The organism is Streptomyces thioluteus, assembly GCF_039535865.1.
The window spans coordinates 1-25,501 of sequence record NZ_BAAAXZ010000117.1 but is presented as its reverse complement, the minus strand read 5'-3'; the positions used below and the strand labels follow the sequence as shown (position 1 = coordinate 25,501).

Annotated in this window: 23 protein-coding genes, 4 tRNA genes and 1 pseudogene; 14 read left to right on the top strand and 14 right to left on the bottom strand. The window is 74.1% G+C overall.

What is annotated here, in order from left to right; genetic code table 11:
- Positions 1–875: 875 nt before the first annotated feature.
- The 6 genes from ABD794_RS15560 to ABD794_RS15535 form a co-directional block, all read right to left on the bottom strand.
- On the bottom strand, positions 876–1,295 hold the full coding sequence (locus ABD794_RS15560) for a hypothetical protein (protein WP_344963918.1): 420 nt from the start codon (positions 1,293–1,295) through the stop codon (positions 876–878).
- A gap of 1,053 nt (positions 1,296–2,348) precedes the next feature.
- Positions 2,349–2,474: a hypothetical protein gene (locus ABD794_RS15555; protein WP_344963915.1), complete on the bottom strand. Its 126-nt coding sequence runs from the start codon at positions 2,472–2,474 to the stop codon at positions 2,349–2,351.
- Positions 2,475–2,806: 332 nt separating this feature from the next.
- Positions 2,807–3,478, bottom strand: a complete 672-nt coding sequence (locus ABD794_RS15550) for a response regulator (protein WP_344963914.1) — start codon at positions 3,476–3,478, stop codon at positions 2,807–2,809.
- Positions 3,475–4,755 carry a sensor histidine kinase gene (locus ABD794_RS15545; protein WP_344963913.1) on the bottom strand — a complete coding sequence of 427 codons (1,281 nt, stop codon included), beginning with the start codon at positions 4,753–4,755 and terminating at the stop codon, positions 3,475–3,477. The genes ABD794_RS15550 and ABD794_RS15545 overlap by 4 nt, the downstream gene beginning before the upstream one ends.
- 10 nt (positions 4,756–4,765) lie before the next feature.
- Complete coding sequence (locus ABD794_RS15540) at positions 4,766–5,875, bottom strand: acyltransferase family protein (RefSeq protein ID WP_344963911.1); 1,110 nt, start codon at positions 5,873–5,875, stop codon at positions 4,766–4,768.
- Positions 5,868–6,818: an alpha/beta hydrolase gene (locus tag ABD794_RS15535; RefSeq protein ID WP_344963909.1), complete on the bottom strand. Its 951-nt coding sequence runs from the start codon at positions 6,816–6,818 to the stop codon at positions 5,868–5,870. Before ABD794_RS15535 ends, ABD794_RS15540 begins: the two co-directional genes overlap by 8 nt.
- Positions 6,819–7,001: 183 nt before the next feature.
- Here ABD794_RS15535 and ABD794_RS15530 point away from each other — a divergent pair.
- The 3 genes from ABD794_RS15530 to ABD794_RS15520 all read left to right on the top strand — a co-directional run bounded on the left by ABD794_RS15530 (position 7,002) and on the right by ABD794_RS15520 (position 9,209).
- Positions 7,002–7,075: transfer RNA gene (locus ABD794_RS15530), tRNA-Lys, on the top strand.
- A 110-nt stretch (positions 7,076–7,185) separates the two neighbouring features.
- Positions 7,186–7,899: a 2OG-Fe(II) oxygenase gene (locus tag ABD794_RS15525; RefSeq protein ID WP_344963907.1), complete on the top strand. Its 714-nt coding sequence runs from the start codon at positions 7,186–7,188 to the stop codon at positions 7,897–7,899.
- Positions 7,896–9,209 carry a hypothetical protein gene (locus ABD794_RS15520; RefSeq protein ID WP_344963905.1) on the top strand — a complete coding sequence of 438 codons (1,314 nt, stop codon included), beginning with the start codon at positions 7,896–7,898 and terminating at the stop codon, positions 9,207–9,209. The genes ABD794_RS15525 and ABD794_RS15520 overlap by 4 nt, the downstream gene beginning before the upstream one ends.
- 332 nt (positions 9,210–9,541) lie before the next feature.
- Here the strand turns inward: ABD794_RS15520 and ABD794_RS15515 are convergent, their stop codons facing one another.
- Positions 9,542–10,366, bottom strand: coding sequence for a sensor histidine kinase (locus ABD794_RS15515; protein ID WP_344963904.1), 825 nt, complete (start codon positions 10,364–10,366; stop codon positions 9,542–9,544).
- Here ABD794_RS15515 and ABD794_RS15510 point away from each other — a divergent pair.
- Positions 10,361–10,546 carry a hypothetical protein gene (locus tag ABD794_RS15510; RefSeq protein WP_344963903.1) on the top strand — a complete coding sequence of 62 codons (186 nt, stop codon included), beginning with the start codon at positions 10,361–10,363 and terminating at the stop codon, positions 10,544–10,546. The genes ABD794_RS15515 and ABD794_RS15510 overlap by 6 nt on opposite strands.
- Positions 10,547–10,600: 54 nt before the next feature.
- On the opposite strand, the gene ABD794_RS15505 is transcribed toward ABD794_RS15510, so the two are convergent.
- A complete protein-coding gene (locus ABD794_RS15505; protein ID WP_344963900.1) occupies positions 10,601–11,302 on the bottom strand; it encodes a hypothetical protein in 702 nt (233 codons plus the stop codon).
- A gap of 206 nt (positions 11,303–11,508) precedes the next feature.
- Here ABD794_RS15505 and ABD794_RS15500 point away from each other — a divergent pair.
- Positions 11,509–11,582, top strand: a tRNA-Lys gene (locus ABD794_RS15500).
- Between the two features lie 50 nt (positions 11,583–11,632).
- On the opposite strand, the gene ABD794_RS15495 is transcribed toward ABD794_RS15500, so the two are convergent.
- Positions 11,633–12,541 (bottom strand): DUF2127 domain-containing protein, encoded by a 909-nt coding sequence (locus ABD794_RS15495; protein WP_344963898.1) that lies wholly within the window; start codon positions 12,539–12,541, stop codon positions 11,633–11,635.
- A gap of 491 nt (positions 12,542–13,032) precedes the next feature.
- On the opposite strand from ABD794_RS15495, the gene ABD794_RS15490 reads away from it, so the two are divergent.
- Positions 13,033–13,587 carry a DUF2127 domain-containing protein gene (locus ABD794_RS15490; RefSeq protein ID WP_344963895.1) on the top strand — a complete coding sequence of 185 codons (555 nt, stop codon included), beginning with the start codon at positions 13,033–13,035 and terminating at the stop codon, positions 13,585–13,587.
- A 50-nt stretch (positions 13,588–13,637) separates the two neighbouring features.
- On the opposite strand, the gene ABD794_RS15485 is transcribed toward ABD794_RS15490, so the two are convergent.
- Positions 13,638–13,712: transfer RNA gene (locus ABD794_RS15485), tRNA-Lys, on the bottom strand.
- Positions 13,713–13,835: 123 nt separating this feature from the next.
- Here ABD794_RS15485 and ABD794_RS15480 point away from each other — a divergent pair.
- Positions 13,836–14,321, top strand: a complete 486-nt coding sequence (locus ABD794_RS15480; RefSeq protein ID WP_344963893.1) for a hypothetical protein — start codon at positions 13,836–13,838, stop codon at positions 14,319–14,321.
- A 366-nt stretch (positions 14,322–14,687) separates the two neighbouring features.
- Here ABD794_RS15480 and ABD794_RS15475 read toward each other — a convergent pair whose 3' ends face one another.
- Positions 14,688–14,870 (bottom strand): hypothetical protein, encoded by a 183-nt coding sequence (locus ABD794_RS15475; protein ID WP_344963892.1) that lies wholly within the window; start codon positions 14,868–14,870, stop codon positions 14,688–14,690.
- 106 nt (positions 14,871–14,976) lie between these two features.
- Here ABD794_RS15475 and ABD794_RS15470 point away from each other — a divergent pair, with 106 nt between their 5' ends.
- Positions 14,977–15,495, top strand: a complete 519-nt coding sequence (locus ABD794_RS15470; protein WP_344963890.1) for a hypothetical protein — start codon at positions 14,977–14,979, stop codon at positions 15,493–15,495.
- A 536-nt stretch (positions 15,496–16,031) separates the two neighbouring features.
- On the opposite strand, the gene ABD794_RS15465 is transcribed toward ABD794_RS15470, so the two are convergent.
- The 3 genes from ABD794_RS15465 to ABD794_RS15455 all read right to left on the bottom strand — a co-directional run bounded on the left by ABD794_RS15465 (position 16,032) and on the right by ABD794_RS15455 (position 18,246).
- Positions 16,032–17,351 (bottom strand): hypothetical protein, encoded by a 1,320-nt coding sequence (locus tag ABD794_RS15465; protein ID WP_344963888.1) that lies wholly within the window; start codon positions 17,349–17,351, stop codon positions 16,032–16,034.
- The gene (locus ABD794_RS15460) at positions 17,348–17,764 is read right to left on the bottom strand and encodes a 2OG-Fe(II) oxygenase (protein ID WP_344963887.1); all 417 of its coding nucleotides are present in this window, start codon (positions 17,762–17,764) and stop codon (positions 17,348–17,350) included. The genes ABD794_RS15465 and ABD794_RS15460 overlap by 4 nt, the downstream gene beginning before the upstream one ends.
- Before the next feature lie 406 nt (positions 17,765–18,170).
- A tRNA-Met gene (locus ABD794_RS15455) sits at positions 18,171–18,246 on the bottom strand.
- Between the two features lie 207 nt (positions 18,247–18,453).
- Between ABD794_RS15455 and ABD794_RS15450 the strand changes: the two genes are divergently transcribed.
- From ABD794_RS15450 to ABD794_RS15430, 6 genes and pseudogenes are all read left to right on the top strand, one after another.
- Positions 18,454–19,335, top strand: coding sequence for an alpha/beta hydrolase (locus ABD794_RS15450; RefSeq protein ID WP_344963885.1), 882 nt, complete (start codon positions 18,454–18,456; stop codon positions 19,333–19,335).
- Between the two features lie 50 nt (positions 19,336–19,385).
- A pseudogene (locus ABD794_RS15445) lies at positions 19,386–20,514 on the top strand (acyltransferase family protein).
- Between the two features lie 117 nt (positions 20,515–20,631).
- Positions 20,632–20,844 (top strand): hypothetical protein, encoded by a 213-nt coding sequence (locus ABD794_RS15440; RefSeq protein ID WP_344963884.1) that lies wholly within the window; start codon positions 20,632–20,634, stop codon positions 20,842–20,844.
- 265 nt (positions 20,845–21,109) lie between these two features.
- Positions 21,110–21,547: a histidine kinase gene (locus ABD794_RS19045; RefSeq protein ID WP_425586031.1), complete on the top strand. Its 438-nt coding sequence runs from the start codon at positions 21,110–21,112 to the stop codon at positions 21,545–21,547.
- Positions 21,442–21,882: a hypothetical protein gene (locus ABD794_RS19040; protein WP_425586030.1), complete on the top strand. Its 441-nt coding sequence runs from the start codon at positions 21,442–21,444 to the stop codon at positions 21,880–21,882. The genes ABD794_RS19045 and ABD794_RS19040 overlap by 106 nt, the downstream gene beginning before the upstream one ends.
- Positions 21,879–22,187: a response regulator gene (locus ABD794_RS15430; RefSeq protein ID WP_344963879.1), complete on the top strand. Its 309-nt coding sequence runs from the start codon at positions 21,879–21,881 to the stop codon at positions 22,185–22,187. The genes ABD794_RS19040 and ABD794_RS15430 overlap by 4 nt, the downstream gene beginning before the upstream one ends.
- The last annotated feature ends 3,314 nt before the right edge of the window (positions 22,188–25,501 follow it).

The following is a 25,501-nucleotide window of genomic DNA, read 5'->3' as shown; positions in this document are numbered from 1 at the left end:
GGGAGGCGAGGCCGACGGGACGCAGCCGTCCCTGCCCGGCGAGCCGAGGGCGAAGGCTAGCGCGACGCCCGGCAGCGCGGCTGAGGCGGTCGGCAGAACGACACGGGGCCAGATACTGCTCCCCGTGGGCGGTCGGCCCGCGAGAGCGCGACTCGGTCTGCTCGGTCATCGAGGCTCCGTTGGGAGAGCAGGCTCATCGACGTGGCGGCTCAGGCGCCGCCAGTTCGCGGCGAACGCCGCACGAGAGCGTCCAGCGCCACGGGCGACGCGGCAGCGCGATGCGAGATCGGGTCGTCGAGGGCTCGTCGCGCGAGATCGTCGGTGAGTCCCGAGAAGGACGAGCGCAGCGGAGAGACCGGACGCGCAGTGCGTCGGCTCGTCGCCAGCAGCGGCAGTGGTGGGCCCGACGGTGGGACGGCCGGGTTTGTAGTCCTGGAGTCCATATTAGCTGCGGTCAGGCGGTCTCAGTCGACGCGAGTCGAGGATGCGCGCGGCGGGCCAGCGGTCGCGCAGCTCGACCGAGGTCCGCGTAGAAGTGGCGGGCCCGTGTGCGGGGGGCGCCTGAGCACCCCAGCGGCGGTGGTCCGCTCCGCGGCCGACGCGCCGCGCAGCGCGAAGCGTACAGCCGCACGTCGCGGCGGCCGCCGCACCCGGGCCCGCACGGGACCGGGGTGCAGTGCGTGTCGCCGAGATGGTCCCACAGGAGCTGCCGCCAACGGCGAGCACGGGCGCGAAGCTCGACGGCCCGCATGGCCGAGCCAGGACGGAGAGGGCTGGCGGTGTGTTGTGTGGTCTTGCAGGTGTAGGTCGTTGGCCCGAGTCGGGTCCCGCGAAGAGCGCGACGGCACGGCGGCAGGGCGGTACGCACCCAGGCGTCAGGCCGCCCGGCGAGACACGTGAGGACGCCGACGCAGCTGGTCCGGATACATCTCGGCGGGGCGTGACGAAGACTTCCGGTGCCGTGCGGTCGTGCCGGCCGTCCCAGCCAGGTCTCGTCGCTGACGCGGGACCGTGAGTTCCGTCGGCGGCCGCCGCGGCCTACGCAACACCTCGTGCAGGATCTCGGGCGGCCGCCACGGTGCCGGTCGTGTCGTCGTGCAGTGCGACCGGACATGCACGAGGAACCGCGGTCTGCGTCCCTCGGCCGGATCCGCGCCGACGGTCTCCAGCAGGGCGAACGGGTCGGTGACGCCGCGCCGCACTCGGCCAGGTCCGGGCACTCGTGGTACGCACAGCCGCCGCGCGACGCGGGCGAGCGGCGCGTACAGGCGGCGCACGGCACGCGTGAGCAGCACCTCCGCCCCGCCCGGCGACGCGAACAGCGCAGAGCATGCAGGGCTTAGGGCGCCCGGCAGCGGCGACGACGAGTCCGCCGGATCCCCGCGCGAGCCCGCGCGCGCTCAGTTACGCGCAGGCGCGGCGGAGGGCGGCGCTGCCGCCGAGTGGGCTCGGGCGCAGCTCTCGGCCGCGTCCGCAGGACGCCGCGAGAGCGTCGGCCAGCTCGAGGAGCACGCGCAGGGCGGCTTCGGGTGGCCGGGAAGTGCGGAGCCGCGCGGCCGCCGGGCGGCGGTAGTGGAGCCTGCTGCATTCCGTGAGCGCACCTCATGCCGTGCGTGCGCGTGTTTCGTCCACTTCGCAGACGCGAGCCAGCCCGGTGCGGGCGTGCGGGTGACGTGCGCCCGAGGGGAGTCCATCCCCGAGCCCGCCCTGTTCGACCGTTCGTCCGGGACTCCCGCGGGCCATCGCCCGCCCGCGGTACGGGCCGTCCCCAGGAGACGGGTGACCCGCTCGCGGAGGAGCGCCCGCCGAGCACGCACGAACTAGGCGGTGCACAGCAACGGCCGTTCCTCCCCATGAGGCCAGTCTTCCGCACCGCCGGCCGACAACTATGCCTGGCTACACCATGAACAGTCTGGGGACTTCGCTAAGGGTGGTGTCGCGATCGCGATCAGGAGGAGTTCGATCGCCGCTACGACGACTGACCGGAGCGGAGGACGATGCGCTTCCGCGACGGAGGGGTCGCCGTCGCGGCGTCGGTTCGTTCATTGTCTTCCTGATGAGACGGCCCCGTAGACGGAATTGTCCGTCCTGCGGAAGATCACGGCGACGAATCGCGGTGCGACGGACGTCAGACAGAGGCGCTCGCGGATCTCCGCGCGGTCGCGCGGACATCATCGCCGGCCCGGTGCCGACCGCCCATCGGCCGCAATCTCGATGGCCGGCACGCCCGACGGGGCGATCTTCGAGTTACGTGAGACCGCAAGCAGGACTGGCGGGACGGCGGCGGGTCGTCAGCCGGCCTCGGTGGCGAGCACCCGCAGGCCGAAGCACGATCGGGACGACGCCGGTCACCCGGTCAACGCGCGCCGCACGCGCGGCCGTTCGAACACGGACCGCGCCGCGAGACGACGTACACATAGCCGCCGAGACCAGCCCATGGTCAGCACCGCGTGCAGCAGGACCAGCAGGCCCATGGCCGCACGCCGTGGACGGCCCGTCCGGGGCCAGGGTCACGGCAGCAGGCCCGTGCAGAAACACGGCGGTCTTGGGGTTGAGCACGTTCGTCACCAGGCGGACACGTACGGGCGCCGCGCGCCCTTCGCCGGCTCCCCGGACGAGCAAGTCCGGTCGTGACCCCTGCGGCCGTACGGAGGGCGTCCGCCCGGCCGGAGGCGATGGCGCGCTTTGGTGACCACGGCCATGTCGGGCCCGGGCAACGATCGTCAGGAGGGCGAGCACGCCCACGGCCGTTGCTGTCTGCATCCACATGCGGTCAGTGTGGCGGGTGACCGTCCACCGGGTGCCATCAGTGGCCCGCGGGCCGGACCAGGCCCGTCTCGTACGCGAAGACGGCCGCCTGCGTCCGGTCCCGCAGGCCGAGTTTGAGCAGGATCCGGCTGACGTGCGTCTTCACGGTCTGTTCGGCGACGACGAGCCGCTCGGCGATCTCGGCGTTGGACAGCCCCTGGGCGACCAGCGACAGGACCTCCGTCTCGCGCTCGGTCAGGGCGCCGACCCGCTCCTTCAGCGGGGCTCGCGGTGTACCGCCCAGCCGGGAGAACTCGGCGATGAGCCGCTTGGTGACGCTCGGCGCGAGCAGGGCGTCACCGGCGGCCACGACCCGTACGGCCTGGGCGAGTTCCTCGGCGGACGCGTCCTTGAGGAGGAAGCCGGAGGCACCGGCGCGCAGCGCCTCGTAGACGTACTCGTCCAGGTCGAAGGTGGTCAGGACGAGGACCTTGACCGCGGCGTCGGCGGGGCCGGTGATGCGGCGGGTGGCCTCGATGCCGCCGAGGACGGGCATCCGGATGTCCATGAGGACGACGTCGGGGGCGAGTTCGGCGACCTTGCCGACGGCGTCGAGGCCGTCCACGGCCTGGCCGACGACCTCGATGCCGGGCTCGGCATCGAGCAGCACGGAGAAGCCCTGCCGGACCATCACCTGGTCGTCGGCGATGAGCACGCGGATGGTCGTCACGGGGTGTCCTCGGTGGGATGAGCAGTGGGCAGGACGGCGGTGACCTCGTAACCGCCGTCGGGGGTCGGGCCGGTGGCGAGGTCGCCGCCGAGCATGGCGGCGCGTTCGCGCATGCCGAGGAGCCCGTGGCCGGCGCCCGGCGAGGGCGGGGCGGGGCGCTCGGGCGCGGAGTTGGTGATGCGGACGGCGAGGGTGCCGGGCGCGTACGCCGTCTCGACGCGCACCGCCGCGCCGGGCGCGTGCCGCATCGCGTTGCTCAGGGCTTCCTGGACGATGCGGTAGGCGGACAGTTCGACGCCGGGCGAGAGCGGCCGTACGGGGCCGGTGGTGGCGGTGGTGACGGAGACTCCGGCGCCGCGCACCGTGGCGACCAGGTCGTCGAGTTGGGCGAGGGTGGGCTGCGGCGCCTCGGACGGGCCGTCCGCTCCGCGCAGGACGCCCAGGACGCGGCGGAGTTCGGTGAGTGCCTCGACGGCGCTCCCGCGGATGGCGGCGAGATTCTCCCGCAGCTCCGGGGAGGGGTTCTCGACGAGGTGCGGGACGACCTGCGCCTGGATGGAGACGACGGACATGTGGTGGGCGACGACGTCGTGCAGTTCGCGCGCGATGCGGCCGCGCTCCTCCAGGAGGGTGCGGCGGGCCCGTTCCTCGGCGGTGAGTTCCTGCTGCTCGGTGAGGCGGGCGCGGGCCACCCGGCCCTGGCGCAGCGAGGAGCCGAGCACGACGGCCAGGGTGAAGATCAGTGCGGCCCAGGTGGTGGCCTGCGGACGGCGCCCCGCGTCGAGCACGATGCCGGCGGCTCCCGCGAGCAGGGTGACGGCCAGCGCCACGACCGCCGCGAGGGGGCGGACCCGCAGCGCGAGCAGAAGCAGGACGAGGGTGTGCAGGAGGAGCGCGGACACGGTCCAGGGCCACCAGACGGTCACCCCGGGCCCGGGCTCGTCCGCCAGCACCCCGGTCAGGGACAGGGCGAAGGCCGACAGCCACCAGGCGGGGGCGGGACGGGAGAGGGCGAGGACGACGGGGACGGACTGGAGCGCGGTGAGGAGTGCCACGGTCGAGTCCGGCGCGAGGATGTGCGCGTTCTCGTTGGCGTTGTAGAGGGCCAGGAGGGCGGCGAGCAGCATCACATGGATGTGCGGCAGCGGGCCCAGCCAGACGGAGCGCGGCATGGGATCGCGCGCGAGCGTGAACAGATCCGTGCGCAGGGTACGCGGTATCGCGCGCAGCGCGGCGACTGCCTGTTCCTTGGTACCTCTTCTGTCCCCCCGTTTCACAGGAGTCACCCTAGACATGTCGTACCTCCTGTGCACCGGCGGGACGTCGCAATTCGTGGATGTGGAAGGCGGACCGGCACACCAGCAGCGCCGCCGCGAACACCGGCAGCCAGGCCAGCCGGGCCAGCACCCAGTCCGGCCCGTCGGGGAGGGTGTGCAGTCCGGGCAGGGGCCGGCCGGCGAGGAGGCCGAGGGCGGTGACCGCCATCATCGCGGTCTGGTGCCAGAGGAAGACGGTCATGGCGGAGAGGTTGAGCAGGGCCACCGCCGCCCAGACGGCGGGCCGGCGCAGCACGCGGCGCAGCGGGCCGAGCAGCAGCAGGGCCGCCCCGCACTGGGCGAGGCCGAAGGTGACGGCGGCGAGGGTGGGCGGGTTGAGGTTGGAGATCCGGGCGCCGGGGACGCCGACCATGGCGGCGGGGTACCCGGCCCACAGCACGAGCGCGGCGGTGGCGGCGGCCCCGCCGAACAGCAGCGCCCAGCCCGCCCGGTTGCCCCGGGACGGGGTGGCGGCACCGAGGCAGTACGGCACGAGCCAGCCCGCCGCCACGTTGAGCCAGCCGAGATCGGCGGGGCCGTCGAGGCCGAAGCGGACCAGGTCGACGAGGAGGACGACGGCGAACGGCCAGAGCGGGTGCAGCCGCGCGACGAGCGGGGTCGCCGCCGTGAGCACGGCGAGGACGAGCAGGAACCACAGCGGGGAGAGCACCAGTTTGAGCAGCGCGTGCAGCGTCTCCCACGACGTCCCGGCGGCCAGCATCGCCCCGGCCGCCGCCGACCAGACGGCGGTCACGGCGACGACCGGGCCGAACAGCCGGGACAGCCGGACCCCGAGCCACCGCCGGTAGGGCACGCGCCGGGAGGCGTGACTCGCGGCGGCCACCCGCCCGCCCACCATGAAGAAGACGGCCAGCGGCTGGAGCAGCCAGGAGACGGGTGTGAGGGCGGGCATGGCGTGCAGCGGGCTGACGGCGCGCAGCGTGCCGCTGTCGGTCACGAGCGCGGTGACCAGCCAGTGGCCGAGCACCACGCCGAGGATGGCGAAGGCGCGCAGCGCGTCGAGGGCGCGGTCGCGGCCGGGCGGGGTCGCGGCGTCGATGCGCCGGACGAGGTCACGCACGGCCGTGCCCGGTGACGATGCGGGCGATGCTGTCCAGGGGGACGGATCCGGGCTTCAGATAGTCGCTGTGGCCGCCGTCGCCCGCCGCGAAGAGGTGGGCGCCGAAGGCGGGCGACACCGGGTCGGTGCCGAACCCGAGGGTGGTGAAGGGCAGTTCGAGGCGGGTGTGCGGCACGTCGCCGACCCAGTCGCCGGTGGCGCGGCCGGCCCAGACGGTGGCCCGGGTGTGCAGGGCGGCGACGTCGGGGGCGCCGGTGCCGGGGCTGCCGTAGAGGACGAGGTCGGCGACGTCGAGCCCGGAGGCGGCCCGGCCGCAGACCACCGAGCCGTAGGAGTGGCACAGTACCGAGGTGCGGGCGCGGGGTGCGGCCCGTCGCAACCCCGCGACGAACGTGCGCAGTTCACCGGCTGCCATGTCCGCCCGGCCGGGGGTGAGCACCTCGGCGCTCGCCGTGGCCGGGGTGCGGTAGCCGAGCCAGGCGACGACGGCGGACCGCGCGCCGAGCCGTTCCGCGAGGGCCGTCGCGCCGGCGCGCAGCCGCCCGTACTTCTCCGGGCCGGTGTCCGACCCGGGCACCAGCACGGCGATCCGGTCGGCCCGGGACAGGTCGCCGACGACCTCGGCGGACCGGCCGCCGTCGCGGCCGTCGAAGGAGAGGAAGTGCCGGCCGGGCCCGGCCATGACCTCCAGCGCGGCGGCGCGCCGGTGGTCGCCGTGGGCGTCGGCCGCCCGTTCCGCCGCCAGGATGTCCCGGCGGACGGCGGCGTAACGGCCGTCGAGGGCGGCGGGGGTGACGGACCGCAACGACGGCAGGGCGGTCGGCGCGGGCGCCGGGACGGCGGAGGGCCGGGCCTCGGCCGCCACGGGCACGGCCACGGAGGCGGCGACGAGTGCGGCGAGCAGGGTGCGGCGCGCACGGCGTGCGGGTGGGCGGGGCGTCATCGGGGGGCCTTCCGTACCGTTGTTCTCGGGGTGTTCGGTACGGACGTTAGAAACCGGGCCGTGTGGTCGGCGTCCCGCTGCGGGGGGCTTCCCGGAGTAGCCCCGAAGTATGACGGGTAGGGGGTCACAGCCCTCCTGAGCTGCGGCTTTGACTCGAACGGAAGATCGGGTAGCCTTCTGCCCGCGCCGCTAGCTCAGTTGGCTAGAGCGACTGACTCTTAATCAGTAGGTTCGGGGTTCGAGTCCCTGGTGGCGCACTGTTCATCGTGGCCCCCGACGGTTCGTCCGTCGGGGGCCACGGTCGTTTCGCGCCGTACGCCCGGTGGTACCCCTGCCGCATGCCCGGACCGGACGCGGAGGTGCAGCGATGACCGAGAACGTGGGGGTGGCGGAGGCCGCCCCTCCGGGGGCGACGGCCACGACGGCGGTGGTGGTGGCGACGCCGTGGTGCCGGTTCGACGACGTGCTGGGCGCGGCCGCGGCCGACCGGCTGCTGGAGGAGGGCTGCCACGCGCTGATGACCGAGGTACGGGACCGGGGCGCGGAGGCGGAGGCGGGCATCCCGCCGGTCTGGCGCTGCGCGGACCAGACGGCGCGGTTCCCCTCCCTGGCGGCGGCGGTGACGCGGCTGGCGCCACTGGCGATGACGTTGCTGGGGATCCCGGTGCCGGACGCGCGGGTCTCCTTCGGCCTCACCATGCACAACGAACTCGCCGGTCACGAGCAGGCACAGCAGGCGCCGGTACGGGACTCCTCGGGCGCGGGCACAGGCACAGGCACAGGCGCGGGCACGGGCTCGGGCTCGGGCTCGGGCGACCCGGGCCGGATCACCTTCCTCTACCACCTGCACCGCAGACCGCGCGGGTTCACCGGCGGCCAGACGCGGATCTTCGACAGCGCGGTCCGCGAGGGGCTGCCGGGCATCGCGGAGTCCTTCCGGGACGTCCAGCCCGACCACGACTCCCTCGTCTTCTTCCCCTCCGACGCCTGGTACCGGGTCCGGCCCGTGACCAGCCCGTCCGCGAAGCTGCTGGACAGCCGGTTCGCCTTCCACGGCCGGCTCGGCGCGGCCGCCCGGTGACCCCGTTGCTGACGGTCGCCGTCACCGTCCCCGACGACGGCCACACAGCGGCGTACTTCACCGCACTGGCCCTCCGGCTCCACCACCCCGAGGCCGCCGCCCGCTGCGAACTCCTCGTCGTCGACGGGGACCCGGACGCCCCCGCCGCGTCCGCCCTGCGCGGGCTCCCCTGGCTGCGGTACACCTCCTGCGACCGGGTCCGCGGCTCGGCCCTGCGGGACCTGGCGGTCCGCGAGGCCCGCACCGAGTGGGTGCTGTGCGTGGACTCCGGGGTGCTGCTGGTGCCCGGCGCGGTCGCCCGCCTCCTCTCCTTCGCCGACGCGCGTCCCGGTGCGCGCGATCTGCTCCAGGGGCCCCTGCTGGAGGACGACCTGTGCACCGTGCACACGCACCGGGACCCGGTGTTCGACGGCGCCTCGTTCGGGACGTGGGGCTGCGACCCGCGCGGTGCGGAGGCGGACGCGCCGCCGTTCGAGATCGGCATGCAGGATCTGGGGCTGTTCGCCTGCCGACGGGAGGCGTGGGCCGGCTTCAACCCGCGGCTGCGGGGGCACGGCGCGGAGGAGGGGTACCTGCACAAGAAGTACCGGGCGGCGGGGGCGCGGGTGTTGTGCCTGCCCTTCCTCCGCTGGACGCGCCGCCGGTCCGCCCTCCCCGTCGCTTCCGATCCGGCCGCACTGTGCCGCGACCGGCTCCTCGCGTGGGAGGAGGCGGGGCTGGCGGTGGAACCGGTCGTCGACCACTGCCGTGAGGTGTACGGGGACGCGGTCGACGGGTGGGTGGCGGAGCATGCGGCGGAGCGGGGGCATGCGCTGGACTACTTCGACGCGGTGTTCTGCGTCAACTCCGATGCGGAGCCGTTCCGTTGGGTCGCCGCGTCCCGGCACTTCCGGCGGCTGGGCGCCGACGGGATCGTCCGCCGGCTGCCGGCCGCGGTCGTGGCCGGCGATCCGGCGGCCGGGCACGCGCTGTCCCACCGGCGGGCGGTGGAACAGGCGCGGCGGCGCGGGCTTTCGCATGTGCTCGTCTTCGAGGACGACGTCGCCTTCTGCCACGACGCGGGGATGTTGCTGCGGGCACATGTGGGGGAGCTGGCGGATCGGCGGTGGACGGTGTGTGTGCTGGGTGGGGGTGCGGTGGCGTATCACGCGCGGGTGTTCGACCGGATGCTGTCCGAACTGCCGTCGCGGGGAGGGAAGATGCGGGTGTGGGTGCGGGCGCATGGGGGGTTGGAGGGGTATTGGGGGCGGCGGTTTGGGGAGGGGGTGGTGCGGGTTGCTCCGGCGGTGTCGGTGCGGGTGGGGTGTTGAGGGGGTTCGCCCCGGTCCCGCCCTTTCACCGTTTCCCGCAGGGGGCTGCGCCCCTGCGCCACCCCGCCGGGGGCTCCGCCCCCTGGCCCCCGAAGCGCCCTCCGGGCGCTGTCCTCAAGCGCCGGACGGGCTGATTCGACCCCGAAAGGGGGCCCAGGGCTCGGCCCCGGTCAGGGGTGCAGGGGGCGAAGCCCCCGCCGGGGTGCAGGGGGCGAAGCCCCCGCCGGGGTGCAGGGGCGGAGCCCCTCCCTGCCCGCGCGCCGCGCGGTGCCGGGCCCCGGGGCGGAGCCCCGGAGGAAACGGTGAAAGGGCGGGGCCGGGGCAAACCCCCCTCAACAACCCACCCGCACCGGCAACACCACCCGCACCACCAACCCCCGCACCTCCACCCTCCCCCCCACCTCCTCCGCCAACTCCTCCACCCCCCGCACCGCCGCCGTCCCCGTCCCGTCATCCGTCACCTCGACCACCACCTCCTCCGCCCCGGCGACCATCCGGAGCTCCGCCGTCGACGCCCCCGCATGACGCACCGCCTGCGTCAGCGCCTCCTCCGCGACGCGGTACACCGCCGCCTCGCAGGCCGCGGACAGGGACGGGACGGTGTCGGGGACGTCCGCCGAGACGTGGGCGCCCGAGAAGCGGGCGGCCAGGCGGCGCAGGGCCTCCGGGAGGCCGTGTTCGTCGACGTCCGGCGGGCGCAGGCCGTCGGCGAGGCGGCGTACCTCGCGGAGGCCGTGCTCCGCGCCGACGCGCGCCGCGTCGAGCATCTGCCGCGGCACCCGGGCCTCCGGCGGCAGCAACGACCCGGCGGTCTCCACGTTGAGCCGGATCGTCGCGAGGACGGGGCCGAGACCGTCGTGCAGTTCGCGCCGCAGCCGCCGCCGTTCGTCCTCCCGGCCGGCCACCACCCGTTCCCGCCCGGCCCGCAGCCCCTCGCACAGCCCGGCGTCGCGGATGACGGGGGCGAGCCGGGCGGCGAGGAGTTCGAGCACGGCGCGGTCGTCCTCGTCCAGACCGGCCGCGCCGACCGTAAGGCGGCCGACGCACTCGCCGTGGTACCGGAGGTCGACGGTCGCGCCGTCGGCGGACGCCCCGCCCGCGCGGGCGAGTTCGCGGAAGCCGCGCGGCGTCCGCACCGTCAGGGCCGCGGCGTGCATGCGCAACCCGCGGACGAGGACGTCGCACACGGCCCGGGCCGCCTCGCCCGGCGCCCGGCGGCGGGCGAGTTCGTCGCCGAGCGAGCGCAGTCTGCCGTACGGAAAGGCCCGGCGGCCGTACGGCAGCAGGTCGGCGGTGCGCAGCAGCCGCCGGACGGCCGGCGGGGGCGACGAGGGTGACCAGGCCCGAGGCCACGGCCGCGGCGGTGACGCGCGAGGTCGCGAACCCGTCCGTCAGCAGCGCGCACAGCCCGCCGTAGAGGCGGGAGAGGGCGAGGCCCAGCACGAGGGTGACCACGGCGGGCCGCACCAGGCGGTCGGGCCGGACGGGGTCGGCGGCGCAGACGAGGGCCACGGCGAGGGCGGCGGCCACCGCACTGCCCGGCAGCCCCCAGTACGCACCGCACGCCAGCAGCAGGACCACGAGCCGGTGCCGGGCGACGCCCCGGGCCCGTACCGCGCACGGGACGAGCCAGGCCAGCACCGCGAGGGCGAGCGCCTGCGGCAGCCAGGGGAAGCGGTCGGCGAAGGACGGGGACGCCAGGGCACTGCCGTAGACCACCACCGCCGCGGCGGTGACCGCTCTCCGGACCGGCGACGGGGGCTCGGCCCCGGCGAACCAGAGCGGAAGGAGCGCGAACGCGCCCTGCCCGCCGAGCGCCCCCCGGCACTCGTCAGGAGCGGGATCCAGCCGGGCGGCAGCGGACCCGCGACCGGGGACGCCGCCGGCCCGTCGAGCGCGACGGCGAGCACGTACAGCCCCATAAGGGCGGAGACGGCGAACAGGGCGCGGGCGAGCGGCCGCCGCTCCGGGCGGCGGCCGCGCAGGACGGACACCCCCGCGGCCAGGAAACAGCCGGCCGTCACCAGATCGCGGCCGGTCCGCAGGAGTTCGGCCGGGCCGCCGCCGAGCGCGGCCAGGGCGAGCGCGGCCACGGCGGGGACCAGGCACAGTCCGGCGAGGCAGTGGCCGGCAAGGGCCGCCGGTCCCCCGCCCCTTGAGGACGGGGCGGCGGGGACAACAGGGGCGAGTGAGCCGTTCAGTGACACAGGGTATGTATGCGCTCAAAGTTGGGCGATCAATCCTTGTCGGACCTCCGCACCGTTTTGCTTCGAACGGAAGATCGGGTAACGTTCTGCCCGCGCCGCTAGCTCAGTTGGTTAGAGCGACTGACTCTTAATCAGTAGGTCCGGGGTTCGAGTCCCTGGTGGCGCACGGGAGTTCAGGGCCCTGCCGGTCACATCCGGCAGGGCCCTGACGCGTTCTCAGCCCCCGGGGTAGATCCGCTCCAGCGCCTGCCAACCGCTGTCGCGCTCGCGCACGGCCTCCTCCGCCCGCCCGCCGCCGCGCAGGCCGAAGAGCCGTTTGGCGAACAGGAGATAGCCGACCACGGCCAGGTTGATCAGCAGAGTGCAGACCTTCAAGGCGCTGACGTGCCCGGTCAGCTCGTAGACCTCGGGGACGAGCAGCACGCTCGTCGCGACGAAGGTGAGGTACTCGGCCCAGCGCGCCGCGCGCCACAGCCCGATCGCCTCCACGCCCTCCAGCACGGCGTACGCGGCGATCACCAGGCCGATCGCCCACAGCGTGCGGTCGTTCGCGGCGAACGCCCGGTCCAGATCGCCGACGAGGCCGTGCCCGCGGACGCCGCTGGGGCCGCCGACGCCGTTCTGCAGGTCGTCGACGACCCGGTAGAAGGGCCCCCGGAGCCGCCGGCGCTCGTGGGCGAAGAGGAAGACGGCGACCGCCAGCACGCCGAGGACCACGAAGTGCACCAGCCGGTCGATCGCGATCAGCCGCAGCACGTAGCGGTCCCGCAGCGGCCTGCCGCGGAGCGGGAGTTCGATCTCCGCGCGCCCCTCGGGGACCTCGCGCCCGGGCCGGTCCGGCGGGGGCAGCGGCAGCCACGCGTCGCAGCGCAGACAGCGGTGCCAGCGGTGGCCGTCGGGGTGTCTCGCGCACCAGGAGCGCGTCGTCGGGGCGGACGCGGGCGGCGTCGGTGCCGACGAGGCGGTGGCCGTGGAGCGCGCACTCCAGCAGTTCGTAGCCGATCCTGCGCCGCCGCGGCCGTACGCCCGGAGCGGGCACCAGGCCCGGGGAGTCCGCCACCGATGTCCCCCTTCGTTCCCTCCGCACAGGATTATGGCGATCCACCCCCGTCCCCTGCACCGCATATCACACGTGAGTGATCTCTCTCTTTTCTCCTCCTCCGTTTTGTACTCCTCCTGTGTTTTGTCCTAGTTTGCTGCTATTCTTTTGTGTGTTGAGAGAGATCACTCACGTGTGATAGTGCGTGCAGGGACGGGGTGGATCGCATAATCGCTTCGTGCGGAGTGGGAACGAAGGGGACATCGGTGGCGGACCACTCCCCTGGCGCCTGATGCCCGCTCGGCGTACGGCCGCGCGCGGCGCAGGTATCGGCTACGAACTGCTGGAAGTGCGCGCTCCACGCCACCGCCTCGTCGGCACCGACGCCGCCCGCCGTCCGCCCCGACGACGCGCTCCTGGTGCGCGAGACACCCGACGGCCACCGCTGGCCACGCTGTCTGCGCTGCGACGCGTGGCTGCCGCTGCCCCCGCCGGACCGGCCCAGGGCGCGAGGTCCCCGAGGGGCGCGCGGAGATCGAACTCCCGCTCGCGGCCAGGCCGCTGCGGGACCCGCTACGTGCTGCGGCTGATTCGCGATCGACGGCTGGTGCACTTCGTGGTCCTCGGCGTGCTGGCGGTCGCCGTCTTCCTCTTCGCCCACGAGCGCCGGCGGCTCCGGGGGCCCTTCTACCGGGGTCGTCCGACGGACCTGCAGAACGGCGTCGGCGGCACCAGCGGCGTCCGCGGGCACGGCCTCGTCGGCGATCTGGACCGGGCGTTCGCCGCGAACGACACGCACGCGCTGTGGGCGATCGGGCTGGTGATCGCCGCCGTACGCCGTGCTGGAGGGCGTGGAGGCGATCGGGCTGTGGCCGCGCGGCGCCGCTGGGCCGAGTACCTCACCTTCGTCGCGACGAGCGTGCTGCTCGTCCCCGAGGTCTACGAGCTGACCGGGCACGTCAGCGCCTTGAAAGGTCTGCACTCTGCTGATCAACCTGGCCGTGGTCGGCTATATCTCCTGTCGCCAAACGGCTCTTCGGCCCTGCGCGGCGGCGGGCGGGCGGAGGAGGCCGTGCGCGTGAGCGCGACAGCGGTTGGCAGGCGCTGGAGCGGATCTAACCCCGGGGGCTGAGAACGCGTCAGGGCCCTGCCGGATGTGACCGGCAGGGCCCTGAACTCCCGTGCGCCACCAGGGACTCAGAACCCGGACCTACTGATTAAGAGTCAGTCGCTCTAACCAACTGAGCTAGACGGCGCGGGCAGAACGTTACCGATCTTCCGTTCCGAAGCAAAAACGGTGCGGAGGTCCGACAAGGATTGATCGCCCAACCTTTTGAGCGCATACATACCCTGTGTCACTGAAACGGCTCACTCGCCCCTGTGTCCCCGCCAGCCCCGTCCTCAAGGGCGGCCGGGGACCGGCGGCCCTTGACCGGCCACTGCCTCGCCGGACTGTGCCTGGTCCCCGCCGTGGCCGCGCTCGCCCTGGCCGCGCTCGGCGGCGGCCCGGCCGAACTCCTGCGGACCGGCCGCCGATCTGGTGACGGCCGGCTTTTCCTGGCGGCGGGGGTGTCCGTCCTGCGCAAGGCCGCGCCCGGAGCGGGCGGCCGCTCGCCCGCGCCCTGTTCGCCGTCTCCGCCCTTATGGGGCCTGTACGTGCTCCGTCGCGCTCGACGGGCCGGCGGCGTCCCCGGTCGGGGTCCGCTGCCGCCCGGCTGGATCCCGCTCCTGACGAGTGCGGGGCGCTCGGCGGGCAATGGGCGCGTTCGCGCTCCTTCGCTCTGGTTCGCCGGGCCCCGAGCCCCCGTCGCCGGTCCGGAGAGCGGTCACCGCCGCGGCGGTGTGTGGTCTACGGCAGTGCCCTGAGCGTCGCCCGTCCTTCGCCGACCGCTTCCCTGGCTGCCGCAGGCGACAGCGCCCTCGCGGTGCTGGCCTGGCTCGTCCCGTGCGCGCGGTACGGGCCCGGGGCGTCGCCCGGCACCGGCTCGTGGTCTGCTGCTGGCGTGCGGTGCGTACTGCTTGCCGGGCAGTGCGGTGGCCGCACGCCCTCGCCGTGGCCCTCGTCTGCGCCGGCGACCCCGTCCGCCCGAACCGCCTGGTGCGGCCCGCCGTGGTCACCCTCGTGCTGGGCCTCGCACCTCTCCCGCCTCTACGCGCGGCTGTGCGCGCTGCTGACGGACGGGTTCGCGACCCTCGCGCGTCACCGCCGCGGCCGTGGCCCTCGGGACCTGGTCACCTCGTCGCCCCGCGGCCGTCCGGCGGCTGCTGCGCACCGCCGACCTGCTGCCGTACGGCCGCCGGGCCTCCGTACGGCAGACTGCGCTCGCTCTCGGCGACGAACTCGCCCGCCGCAGGGCGCCGGGCGAGGCGGCCCGCGGCGTGTGCGACGTCCTCGTCCGCGGGTTGCGCATGCACGCGCGGCCCCTGACGGTGCGGGACGCCGCAGCGCTTCCGCGAACTCGCCGCGCGCCGGGCGGGGCGTCGCCGACGGCGCGACCGTCGACCTCCGGTACCACGGCGAGTGCGTCGTGCCCGCCTTACGGTTCGGCGCGGCCGGTCTGGACGAGGACGGACCGCGCCGTGCTCGAACTCCTCGCCGCCCGCTCGCCCCGTCATCCGCGACGCCGGGCTGTGCGAGGGGCTGCGGGCCGGCGGGGAAACGGGAGGTGGCCGGCCGGGAGGACGAACGGCGGCGGACTGCGGCGCGAACTGCACGACGGTCTCGGCCCCGTCCTCGCGACGCTCCGGCTACAACGTGGAGACCGCCGGGTCGTTGCTGCCGCCGGAGGCCCGGGTGCCGCGGCAGATGCTCGACGCGGCGCGCGTCGGCGCGGAGCACGGCCTCCCGCGAGGTACGCCCGCCTCGCCGACGGCCCTGCGCCCGCCGGACCGTCGACGAAACACGGCCCTCCCGGAGGCCCGCGCGCGCCTGGCCGCCCGCTTCTCGGGCGCCCACGTCTCGGCGGACGTCCCCGACACCGTCCCGTCCTGTCCGCGGCCTGCGAGGCGGCGGTGTACCGCGTCGCGGAGGAGGCGCTGACGCAGGCGGTGCGTCATGCGGGGGCGTCGACGGCGGAGCCTCCGGATGGTCGCCGGGGGCGGAGGAGGTGGTGGTCGAGGTGACGGATGACGGGACGGAGGACGGCGGCGGTGCGGGGGGTGGAGGAGTTGGCGGAGGAGGTTGCGAGGGTGGAGGTGCGGGGGTTGGTGGTGCGGGTGGTGTTGCCGGTGCGGGTGGGTTGTTGAGGGGGGTTTGCCCCGGCCCCGCCCTTTCACCGTTTCTCCGGGGCTCCGCCCCGGGGCCGCACCGCGCGGCGCGCGCGGCAGGGAGGGGCTCCGCCCCTGCACCCCGGCGGGGGCTTCGCCCCTGCACCCCGGCGGGGGCTTCGCCCCCTGCACCCCTGACCGGGCCCGAGCCCTGGGCCCCCTTTCGGGGTTCGAAATCAGCCCCGTCCGGCGCTTGAGGACAGCGCCCGGAGGGCGCTTCGGGGGCCAGGGGGCGGAGCCCCCGGCGGGGTGGCGCAGGGGCGCAGCCCCCTGCGCGGAAACGGTGAAAGGGCGGGACCGGGCGAACCCTCAACACCCCACCCGCACCGACACCGCCGGAGCAACCCGCACCACCCCCTCCCCAAAACCGCACGCCCCCAATACCCCTCCCAACCCACCATGCGCCCGCACCCACACCCGCAATCTTCCCTCCCCGCGACGGCAGTTCGGACAGCATCCGGTCGAACACCCGCGCGTGATACGCCACCGCACCCCCACCCAGCACACACACGTCCACCGCCGATCCGCCAGCTCCCCCCAACATGTGCCCGCAGCAACATCCCCGCGTCGTGGCAGAAGGCGACGTCGTCCTCGAAGACGAGCACATGCGAAAGCCCGCGCCGCCGCGCCTGTTCCACCGCCCGCCGGTGGGACAGCGCGTGCCCGGGCCGCCGGATCGCCGGCCACGACCGCGGCCGGCAGCCGGCGGACGATCCCGTCGGCGCCCAGCCGCCGGAAGTGCCGGGACGCGGCGACCCAACGGAACGGCTCCGCATCGGAGTTGACGCAGAACACCGCGTCGAAGTAGTCCAGCGCATGCCCCCGCTCCGCCGCATGCTCCGCCACCCACCCGTCGACCGCGTCCCCGTACACCTCACGGCAGTGGTCGACGACCGGTTCCACCGCCAGCCCCGCCCTCCTCCCACGCGAGGAGCCGGTCGCGGCACAGTGCGGCCGGATCGGAAGCGACGGGGAGGGCGGACCGGCGGCGCGTCCAGCGGAGGAAGGGCAGGCACAACACCCGCGCCCCCGCCGCCCGGTACTTCTTGTGCAGGTACCCCTCCTCCGCGCCGTGCCCCGCAGCCGCGGGTTGAAGCCGGCCCACGCCTCCCGTCGGCAGGCGAACAGCCCCAGATCCTGCATGCCGATCTCGAACGGCGGCGCGTCCGCCTCCGCACCGCGCGGGTCGCAGCCCCACGTCCCGAACGAGGCGCCGTCGAACACCGGGTCCCGGTGCGTGTGCACGGTGCACAGGTCGTCCTCAGCAGGGGGCCCCTGGAGCAGATCGCGCGCACGGGACGCGCGTCGGCGAAGGAGAGGAGGCGGGCGACCGCGCCGGGCACCAGCAGCCACCCGGAGTTCCCACGCACAGCACCCACTCGGTGCGGGCCTCGCGGACCGCCAGGTCCCGCAGGGCCGAGCCGCGGACCCGGTCGCAGGAGGTGTACCGCAGCCAGGGGAGCCGCGCAGGGCGGACGCGGCGGGGGCGTCCGGGTCCCGTGGACGACGAGGAGTTCGCAGCGGGGCGGCGGCCTCGGGGTGGTGGAGCCGGAGGGCCAGTGCGGTGAAGTACGCCGCTGTGTGGCCGTCGTCGGGGACGGTGACGGCGACCGTCAGCAACGGGGTCACCGGGCGGCCGCGCCGAGCCGCCGTGGAAGGCGAAACCGGCTGTCCAGCAGCTTCGCGGACGGGCTGGTCACGGGCCGGACCCTGTACCAGGCGTCGGAGGGGAAGAAGACGAGGGAGTCGTGGTCGGGCTGGACGTCCCGGAAGGACTCCGCGATGCCCGGCAGCCCCTCGCGGACCGCGCTGTCGAAGATCCGCGTCTGGCCGCCGGTGAACCCGCGCGGTCTGCGGTGCAGGTGGTAGAGGAAGGTGATCCGGCCCGGGTCGCCCGAGCCCGAGCCCGAGCCCGTGCCCGCGCCTGTGCCTGTGCCTGTGCCCGCGCCCGAGGAGTCCCGTACCGGCGCCTGCTGTGCCTGCTCGTGACCGGCGAGTTCGTTGTGCATGGTGAGGCCGAAGGAGACCCGCGCGTCCGGCACCGGATCCCCAGCAACGTCATCGCCAGTGGCGCCAGCCGCGTCACCGCCGCCGCCAGGGAGGGGAACCGCGCCGTCTGGTCCGCGCAGCGCCAGACCGGCGGGATGCCCGCCTCCGCCTCCGCGCCCCGGTCCCGTACCTCGGTCATCAGCGCGTGGCAGCCCTCCTCCCAGCAGCCGGTCCGGCCGCGGCCGCGCCCAGCACGTCGTCGAACCGGCACCACGGCGTCGCCACCACCACCGCCGTCGTGGCCGTCGCCCCCCGGAGGGGCGGCCTCCGCCACCCCCACGTTCTCGGTCATCGCTGCACCTCCGCGTCCGGTCCCGGGCATGCGGCAGGGGTACCACCGGGCGTACGGCGCGAAACGACCGTGGCGACGGACGAACCGTCGGGGGCCACGATGAACAGTGCGCCACCAGGGACTCGAAACCCCGAACCTACTGATTAATGAGTCAGTCGCTCTAGCCAACTGAGCTAGCGGCGCGGGCAGAAGGCTACCGATCTTCCGTTCGAGTCAAAGCCGCAGCTCAGGAGGGCTGTGACCCCCTACCCGTCATACTTCGGGGCTACTCCGGGAAGCCCCCCGCAGCGGGACGCCGACCACACGGCCCGGTTTCTAACGTCCGTACCGAACACCCCGAGAACAACGGTACGGAAGGCCCCCCGATGACGCCCCGCCCACCCGCACGCCGTGCGCGCCGCACCCTGCTCGCCGCACTCGTCGCCGCCTCCGTGGCCGTGCCCGTGGCGGCCGAGGCCCGGCCCTCCGCCGTCCCGGCGCCCGCGCCGACCGCCCTGCCGTCGTTGCGGTCCGTCACCCCGCCGCCCTCGACGGCCGTTACGCCGCCGTCCGCCGGGACATCCTGGCGGCGGAAACGGGCGGCCGACGCCCACGGCGACCACCGGCGCGCCGCCGCGCTGGAGGTCATGGCCGGGCCCGGCCGGCACTTCCTCTCCTTCGACGGCCGCGACGGCGGCCGGTCCGCCGAGGTCGTCGGCGACCTGTCCCGGCCGACCGGATCGCCGTGCTGGTGCCCGGTCGGACACCGGCCGGAGAAGTACGGGCGGCTGCGCGCCGGCGCGACGGCCTCGCACGGAACGGCTCGGCGCGCGGTCGCCGTCCGTCGCCTGGCTCGGCTACCGCACCCCCGGCCCACGGCGAGCAGCCGAGGTGCTCAACCCCGGCCGGGCGGACATGGCAGCCGGTGAACATGCGCACGTTCGTCGCGGGTTGCGGACGGCCGCACCCCCGCGCCCGACACCCTCGGTACTGTGCACACTCCTACGGACTTCGGTGGTCTGCGGCGGCCGCTCCGGGCTCGACATGTCCGCCGACCTCGGTCCTCTACGGCAGCCCCCGGCACACGGCGCCCCCGACGTCCGCCGCCTGCACACCGGGCCCACCGTCTGGGCCGGCCGCGCCACCGGCGACTGGGTCGGCGACGTGCCGCACACCCGCCTCGAACTGCCCTTCACCACCCCTCGGGTTCGGCACCGACCCGGTGTCGCCCCGCCTTCTTCGGCGCCCACCCTCTTCGCGGCGGGCGACGGCGGCCCACAGCGACATATCTGAAGCCCGGATCGTCCCCCTGGACAGCATCGCCCGCATCGTCACGGGCACGCGTGCGTGAACCTCGTCCCGGCGCATCGACGCCAGCGGACCCACGCCCGGCCCGCGACCGCGCCCTCGACGCGCTGCGCGACGCTTCGCCATCCTCGGCGTAGTGCTCGGCCACTGCTGGTCACCGCGCTACGTGACCGACAGCGGCACGCTGCGCGCCGTCAGCCCGCTGACACGCCATTGCCCGCCCTCACACCCGTCTCCTGGCTGCTCCAGCCGCTGGCCGTCCTTCTCATGGTGGGCGGGCGGGTGGCCGCCGCGAGTCACGCCTCCGGCGCGTGCCCTACCGGCGGTGGCTCGGGGTCCGGCTGTCCCGGCTGTTCGGCCCGGTCGTCCGCCGTGACCGCCGTCTGGTCGGCGGCGGCCGGGGCGATGCTGGCCGCCGGACGTCGTGGGAGACGCTGCTACGCGCTGCTACAAACTGGTGCTCTCCCCGCTGTGGTTCCTAGCTCGTCCTCGCCGTGCTCACGGCGGCGACCCCGCTCGTCGCGCGGCTGCACCCGCTCTGGCCCGTTCGCCGTCGTCCTCCTCGTCGACCTGGTCCGCTTCGGCCTCGACGCGCGCGATCTCGGCTGGCTCAACGTGGCGGCGGCGGCTGGCTCGTGCCGTACTGCCTCGGTGGCCGCACCCCCGTCCCGGGGCAACCGGCGGGCTGGGCGCTGCTGTTCGGCGGGGCCGCCGCCACCGCCGCGCTCGTGCTGTGGGCCGGGGTACCCCGCGCCATGGTCGGCGTCCCCGGCGCCCGGATCTCCAACCTCAACCCGCCCACCCTCGCCGCCGTCACCTTCGGCCTCGCCCAGTGCGGGGCGGCCCTGCTGCTGCCTCGGCCCGCCTGCGCCGCGTGCTGCGCCGGCCCGCCGTCTGGGCGGCGGTGGCCCTGCTCAACCTCTCCGCCCATGACCGTCTTCCTCTGGCACCAGACCGCGATGATGGCGGTCACCGCCCTCGGCTCCCTCGCCGGCCGGCCGCCCCTGCCCGGACTGCACACCCTCCCGACGGGCCGGGACTGGGTGCTGGCCCGGCTGGCCTGGCTGCCGTGTTCGCGGCGGCGCTGCGCTGGTGTGCCGGTCCGCCTTCCACATCCACGAATTGCGACGTCCCGCCGGTGCACAGGAGGTACGACATGTCTAGGGTGACTCCTGTGAAACGGGGGGACAGAAGAGGTACCAAGGAACAGGCAGTCGCGCCGCGCTGCGCGCGATACCGCGTACCCTGCGCACGGATCTGTTCACGCTCGCGCGCGATCCCATGCCGCGCTCCGTCTGGCTGGGCCCGCTGCCGCACATCCATGTGATGCTGCTCGCGCCCTCCTGGCCCTCTACAACGCCAACGAGAACGCGCACATCCTCGGCGCCGGACTCGACCGTGGCACTCCTCACCGCGCTCCAGTCCGTCCCCGTCGTCCTCGCCCTCTCCCGTCCCGCCCCGCCTGGTGGCTGTCGGCCTTCGCCCTGTCCCTGACCGGGGTGCTGGCGGACGAGCCCGGGCCAGGGTGACCGTCTGGTGGCCCTGGACCGTGTCCGCGCTCCTCCTGCACACACCTCGTCCTGCTTCTGCTCGACGCTGCGGGTCCGCCCCCTCGCGGCGGTCGTGGCGTGTGCCGTCACCCTGCTCGCGGGAGCCGCCGGCATCGTGCTCGACGCGGGGCGCCGTCCGCAGGCCACCACCTGGGCCGCACTGATCTTCACCCTGGCCGTCGTGCTCGGCTCCTCGCTGCGCCAGGGCGGTGGGCCCGCGCACCCGCCTCACCGAGCAGCAGGAACTCACCGCCGAGGAACGGGCCCGCCGCACCCTCCTGGAGGAGCGCGGCCGCATCGCGCGCGAACTGCACGACGTCGTCGCCCACCACATGTCCGTCGTCTCCATCCAGGCGCAGGTCGTCCCGCACCTCGTCGAGAACCCCTCCCGGAGCTGCGGGAGAATCTCGCCGCCATCCGCGGGAGCGCCGTCGAGGCACTACCGAACTCCGCCGCGTCCTGGGCGTCCTGCGCGGAGCGGACGGCCCGTCCGAGGCGCCGCAGCCCACCCTCGACCCAACTCGACGACCTGGTCGCCACGGTGCGCGGCGCCGGAGTCTCCGTCACCACCGCCACCACCGGCCCCGTACGGCCGCTCTCGCCCGGCGTCGAACTGTCCGCCTACCGCATCGTCCAGGAAGCCCTGAGCAACGCGATGCGGCACGCGCCCGGCGCGGCGGTGCGCGTCGAGGACGGCGTACGCGCCCGGCACCCTCGCCGTCCCGCATCACCAACTCCGCGCCCGAGCGCCCGCAACCGCCCCTCGCCGAGGCGCCGGCCACGGGCTCCTCGGCAATGCGCGAACGCGCCGCCATGCTGCGGCGGCGACCTCGCCACCGGCACCGCCGACGGCGGTTACGAGGTCACGCCGTCCTCGCCCACTGCTCATCCCACCGAGGACACCCGTGACGACCATCCGGCGTGCTCATCGCCGACGACCAGGGTGATGGTCCGGCAGGGCTTCTCCGATGCTGCTCGATGACGAGCCAGGCATCGAGGTCGTCTGGCCAGGCCGTGGACGGCTCGACGCCGTCGGCAAGGTCGCCGAACTCGCCCCCGACGTCGTCCTCATGCGACATCCGGATGCCCGTCCTCGGCGGCATCGAGGCCAACCGCCGCCTATCACCGGCCCCCGCCGACGCCGCGGTCAAGGTCCTCGTCATGACCACCTTCGACCTGGACGAGTACGTCTACGAGGCGCTGCGCGCCGGTGCTCACGGCTTCCTCCTCAAGGACGCGTCCGCCGAGGAACTCGCCCAGGCCGTACGGGTCGTGGCCGACAGGTGACGACCTGCTCGCGCCGAGTCGTCACCAAGCGGCTCATCGCGAGTTCTCCCGGCTGGGCGCGTACACGACCGCGAGCCCCGCTGAAGGAGCGGGTCGGCGCCCTATGACCGAGCGCGAGACGGAGGTCCTGTCGCTGGTCGTCCCAGGGGCTGTCCACGCCGAGATCGCCGAGCGGTCGTCGTCGCCGAACAGACCGTGAGAGACGCAGTCAAGCCGGATCCTGCTCAAACTCGGCCTGCGGGGACCGACGCAGGCGGCCGTCTTCGCGTACGAGACGGTGCCTGTGTCCGGCCCGCGGGCCACTGATGGCACCCGGTGGGGACGGTTCACCCCGCACACTGACCGCATGTGGATGCAGACCAGCAACGCCCGTGGCGGGTGCTCGCCCTCCTGACGACTGCGTGCCCGGGCGACACTACATGGCCGGTGGTCACCACAACGCGCCATCGCCTCCGCCGGGCGGACGCTCCCTACGTCGGCCGCAGGGTGTCACGACGGACATTGGCTCGTCCGGGGAGCCGGCGAAGGGCGCGCGGCGCCCGTAACGTGTCCGGGCCTGGTGACGAACGTGCCTCAACCCCAAGACCGCCGTGTTCTGCACGGGCCTGCTGCCGACCCTGGCCCGACGGGCACGTCCACGGCTCTGGCGGCATGCGGGCCTGCTGGTCCTGCTGCACGCTGGTGCCGTACCATGGACTGGCGCGGCGGCTATGTGTACAGTGCTGTCTCTGCGGGCGCGTCCGTGTCTCGACAACAGTCCAGCCGCTGCTGCGAGCGCGCGTTGTGAACCGGGTGACGGATGCGTACGTCGTCCCGCGATCGGCTCGGCAGTGCGGGATCGCCACCGAGGCTGCGCTGCTGACGACCTCGCCGCCGTGCTCGCTCGCTCAGATCCTCGCTCGCGGTCCTTCCACGTACTACAGACGAAGATCGCCCACGTCGGGGATGCCGGCATATAATAAACAAGAGATCGTGACGCGACCGATGGGAGGTCGTGCGCACCGGCCGCGATGATGTCCGCGCCGACGTGCGCGGAGATCCTGCGAGAGCGCCTCTGTACGACGTCCGGCACCTGCAGATCGTCGCCGTGATCTTCCAGCAGAGACGCGAATATCCGCCTCGCGGCCGCTCTATCAGGAAGAACGGTAACCGACGGCCCAGCGACGGCGCACCTCGCGCGGAAGCTGCACATCGCACTCCAGCTGCCCCGTGCAGATCTGTTCGTAGACAGGCGATCGACTCCTCGAATGATCGCAGGACACCCACCTTAGCGTGAAGTACACAGAATGTTGCATGGAGCCAGGCTAGTTGTCCGGACACGGCGGTGTGCGGTGTGAAGGACGGCCTCATGAGGAGCAACGGCGCGTGGCTCGGGCACGGCCAGTTCGTAGCCGATGCGGCGGCGCAAAGAGTCCTCCGCGAGCGGATTCACCCGTACACGGGGACGGCCTCCGTCCCGCGGATGGGGCCGATGCAGATCCGCGGAAGGAACACGTCGAAGAGGCGGACAGTCGGGAAGGCAGGTCTCTCCGGCAGCCGCCGTCACCCGCACGCCCGCATCCTGCGGCGGCCCACCGCCCCCGTCTGCGAGAGTGGACGAAGAAACGCGCCACGCACGGCACAGACGAGGTGCGACACAGGAATGCAGCAGGGCTGGCTCCACACCACCGTCCGCCGCGGCGAGCCAGCGCGCTGGGACCCGCACTTCTCCCCGGGTGCCCCTGTCAGGCGCACTCCGCACGCGTTGGCATCCGATGACTGGCCGAACGATCCTCGTCTGGCGGCGACGTGACCGATGCAGCGCATAGAGCCCTCGGCACCACGGCACACAAGCGCCGCCCTCTCGCGCCGTACGGCCGGGGCTCTGCGCGTGTAGCATGTACGCGGCGCGTGCGTCGCAAGGCGGAGTTCCGGCGGGATCGTCACGTACGCCGCGCCGGCGCCCCGCGGCTTAGCGCTGGCGCAGCGTGTATCGCGTCCGGCCGGCGGGGAGTGCTGCTGCACTAGCTTCCGGCACGATCGCGCGCCGTGGTTGACGCACGCGCGCTCGCCCGCCTCGCGGGGCGGCTGGCATATACCAACGTGCCCGTACCGGCCGAGTGCGGGCGGCGTCCGCGACCCGTTTCGCCTGCTGGAGACACGTGCGTCGGGGTGGGCATGGATCACGGACCGAAGGGGGGAAGACCGCGGATATCCATCGTGCTGTCTGGTCGCCGACGACACGACTCAGGCACCGGGGGGGGTGGCGCCGTGCCCCGCAAGATCCTTGCACGAGGATATGGAGGCCGCGGCCAGCCGAGGGAACATCACGTCGTCAGCAAGCGACGAGGAACCTGGCGGGGACGGCCGGCACACGAACCCCAGCACGGCAACCGTCTATCGTCGGCCCACGCCGAGATTATCCGCGGCCGCGTACGTCGCCTCACCTAGTCATCGCCGGGGACCATGACCCCGACCAGCCTGGCCCGCCGTGCCGTCGGACGCATACTTTCCCCGGGCCGCCCCGGCCCGTCCATGCGCACCCGCGCCCTCTCCGTTCCTTACTAGCCCTGACAGCGGGCCGAGCTTCCGCCGCCCGTCGCCGGGGCAGCTCTGTAGGGCCCTCATCCTGCGAGGCCCCTTTCCCCCGTGCGGCCCGGTCGAGCGGCCGCCGCCGGCTGTACGCGGCGCTGGGCGTCGCGGCACCGGGAGCGGACCCCCGCCGCTGGGGTTGCTCAGCCTGCCCCCCGCAGACGGGCCCGCCTTATACGCGACCGTCGGCCGTATACGCTGCGCGAAGCCTGCTGGCCCGACCGCCGCGATCACCGACTCCGTCGACCTGGAGGAACCGCCTGGACCGCAGTGCTCGCCGGCCCCGCTCCCCGGCGGCCACCGGTTCGGCGACGAGCCGGACGCCAGCTGTCGCGTCCGCTGCTCCAGCGCTGTCGTGTTCCTCTGAACCCACCGGACGATCTGTCGCCGGTGAAGGGAGTCCCATCGACATGGTGGGTGCGTACCCCGGTCCGCCCTGCGCTGCCGGGACGTTCGCCCCGTGCGCTGGACGCCCTCGGTGCGGCGTTCAGCCGTAAACCTGGCCGGCGCTGAGCGCCCACCGTCGATGAGCCTGGCTCTCCGCCCACCGAGAACGAAGCCTCTCGATGACCGAGCAGACCGAGCGCCCCCTCGCGGGGCCCGCGCACCCACGTGGCGAGACCCGTATCTGTCCCCCCGGTCCGTTACGCCGACCGCCTCAACCGCCCCGCTGCCGGCGGTCCGCGCCTTCGCCCGGCCTTCGCCCGGGAGAGGGACGGCTGCGTCTCCTCGGCCGCCTCCCT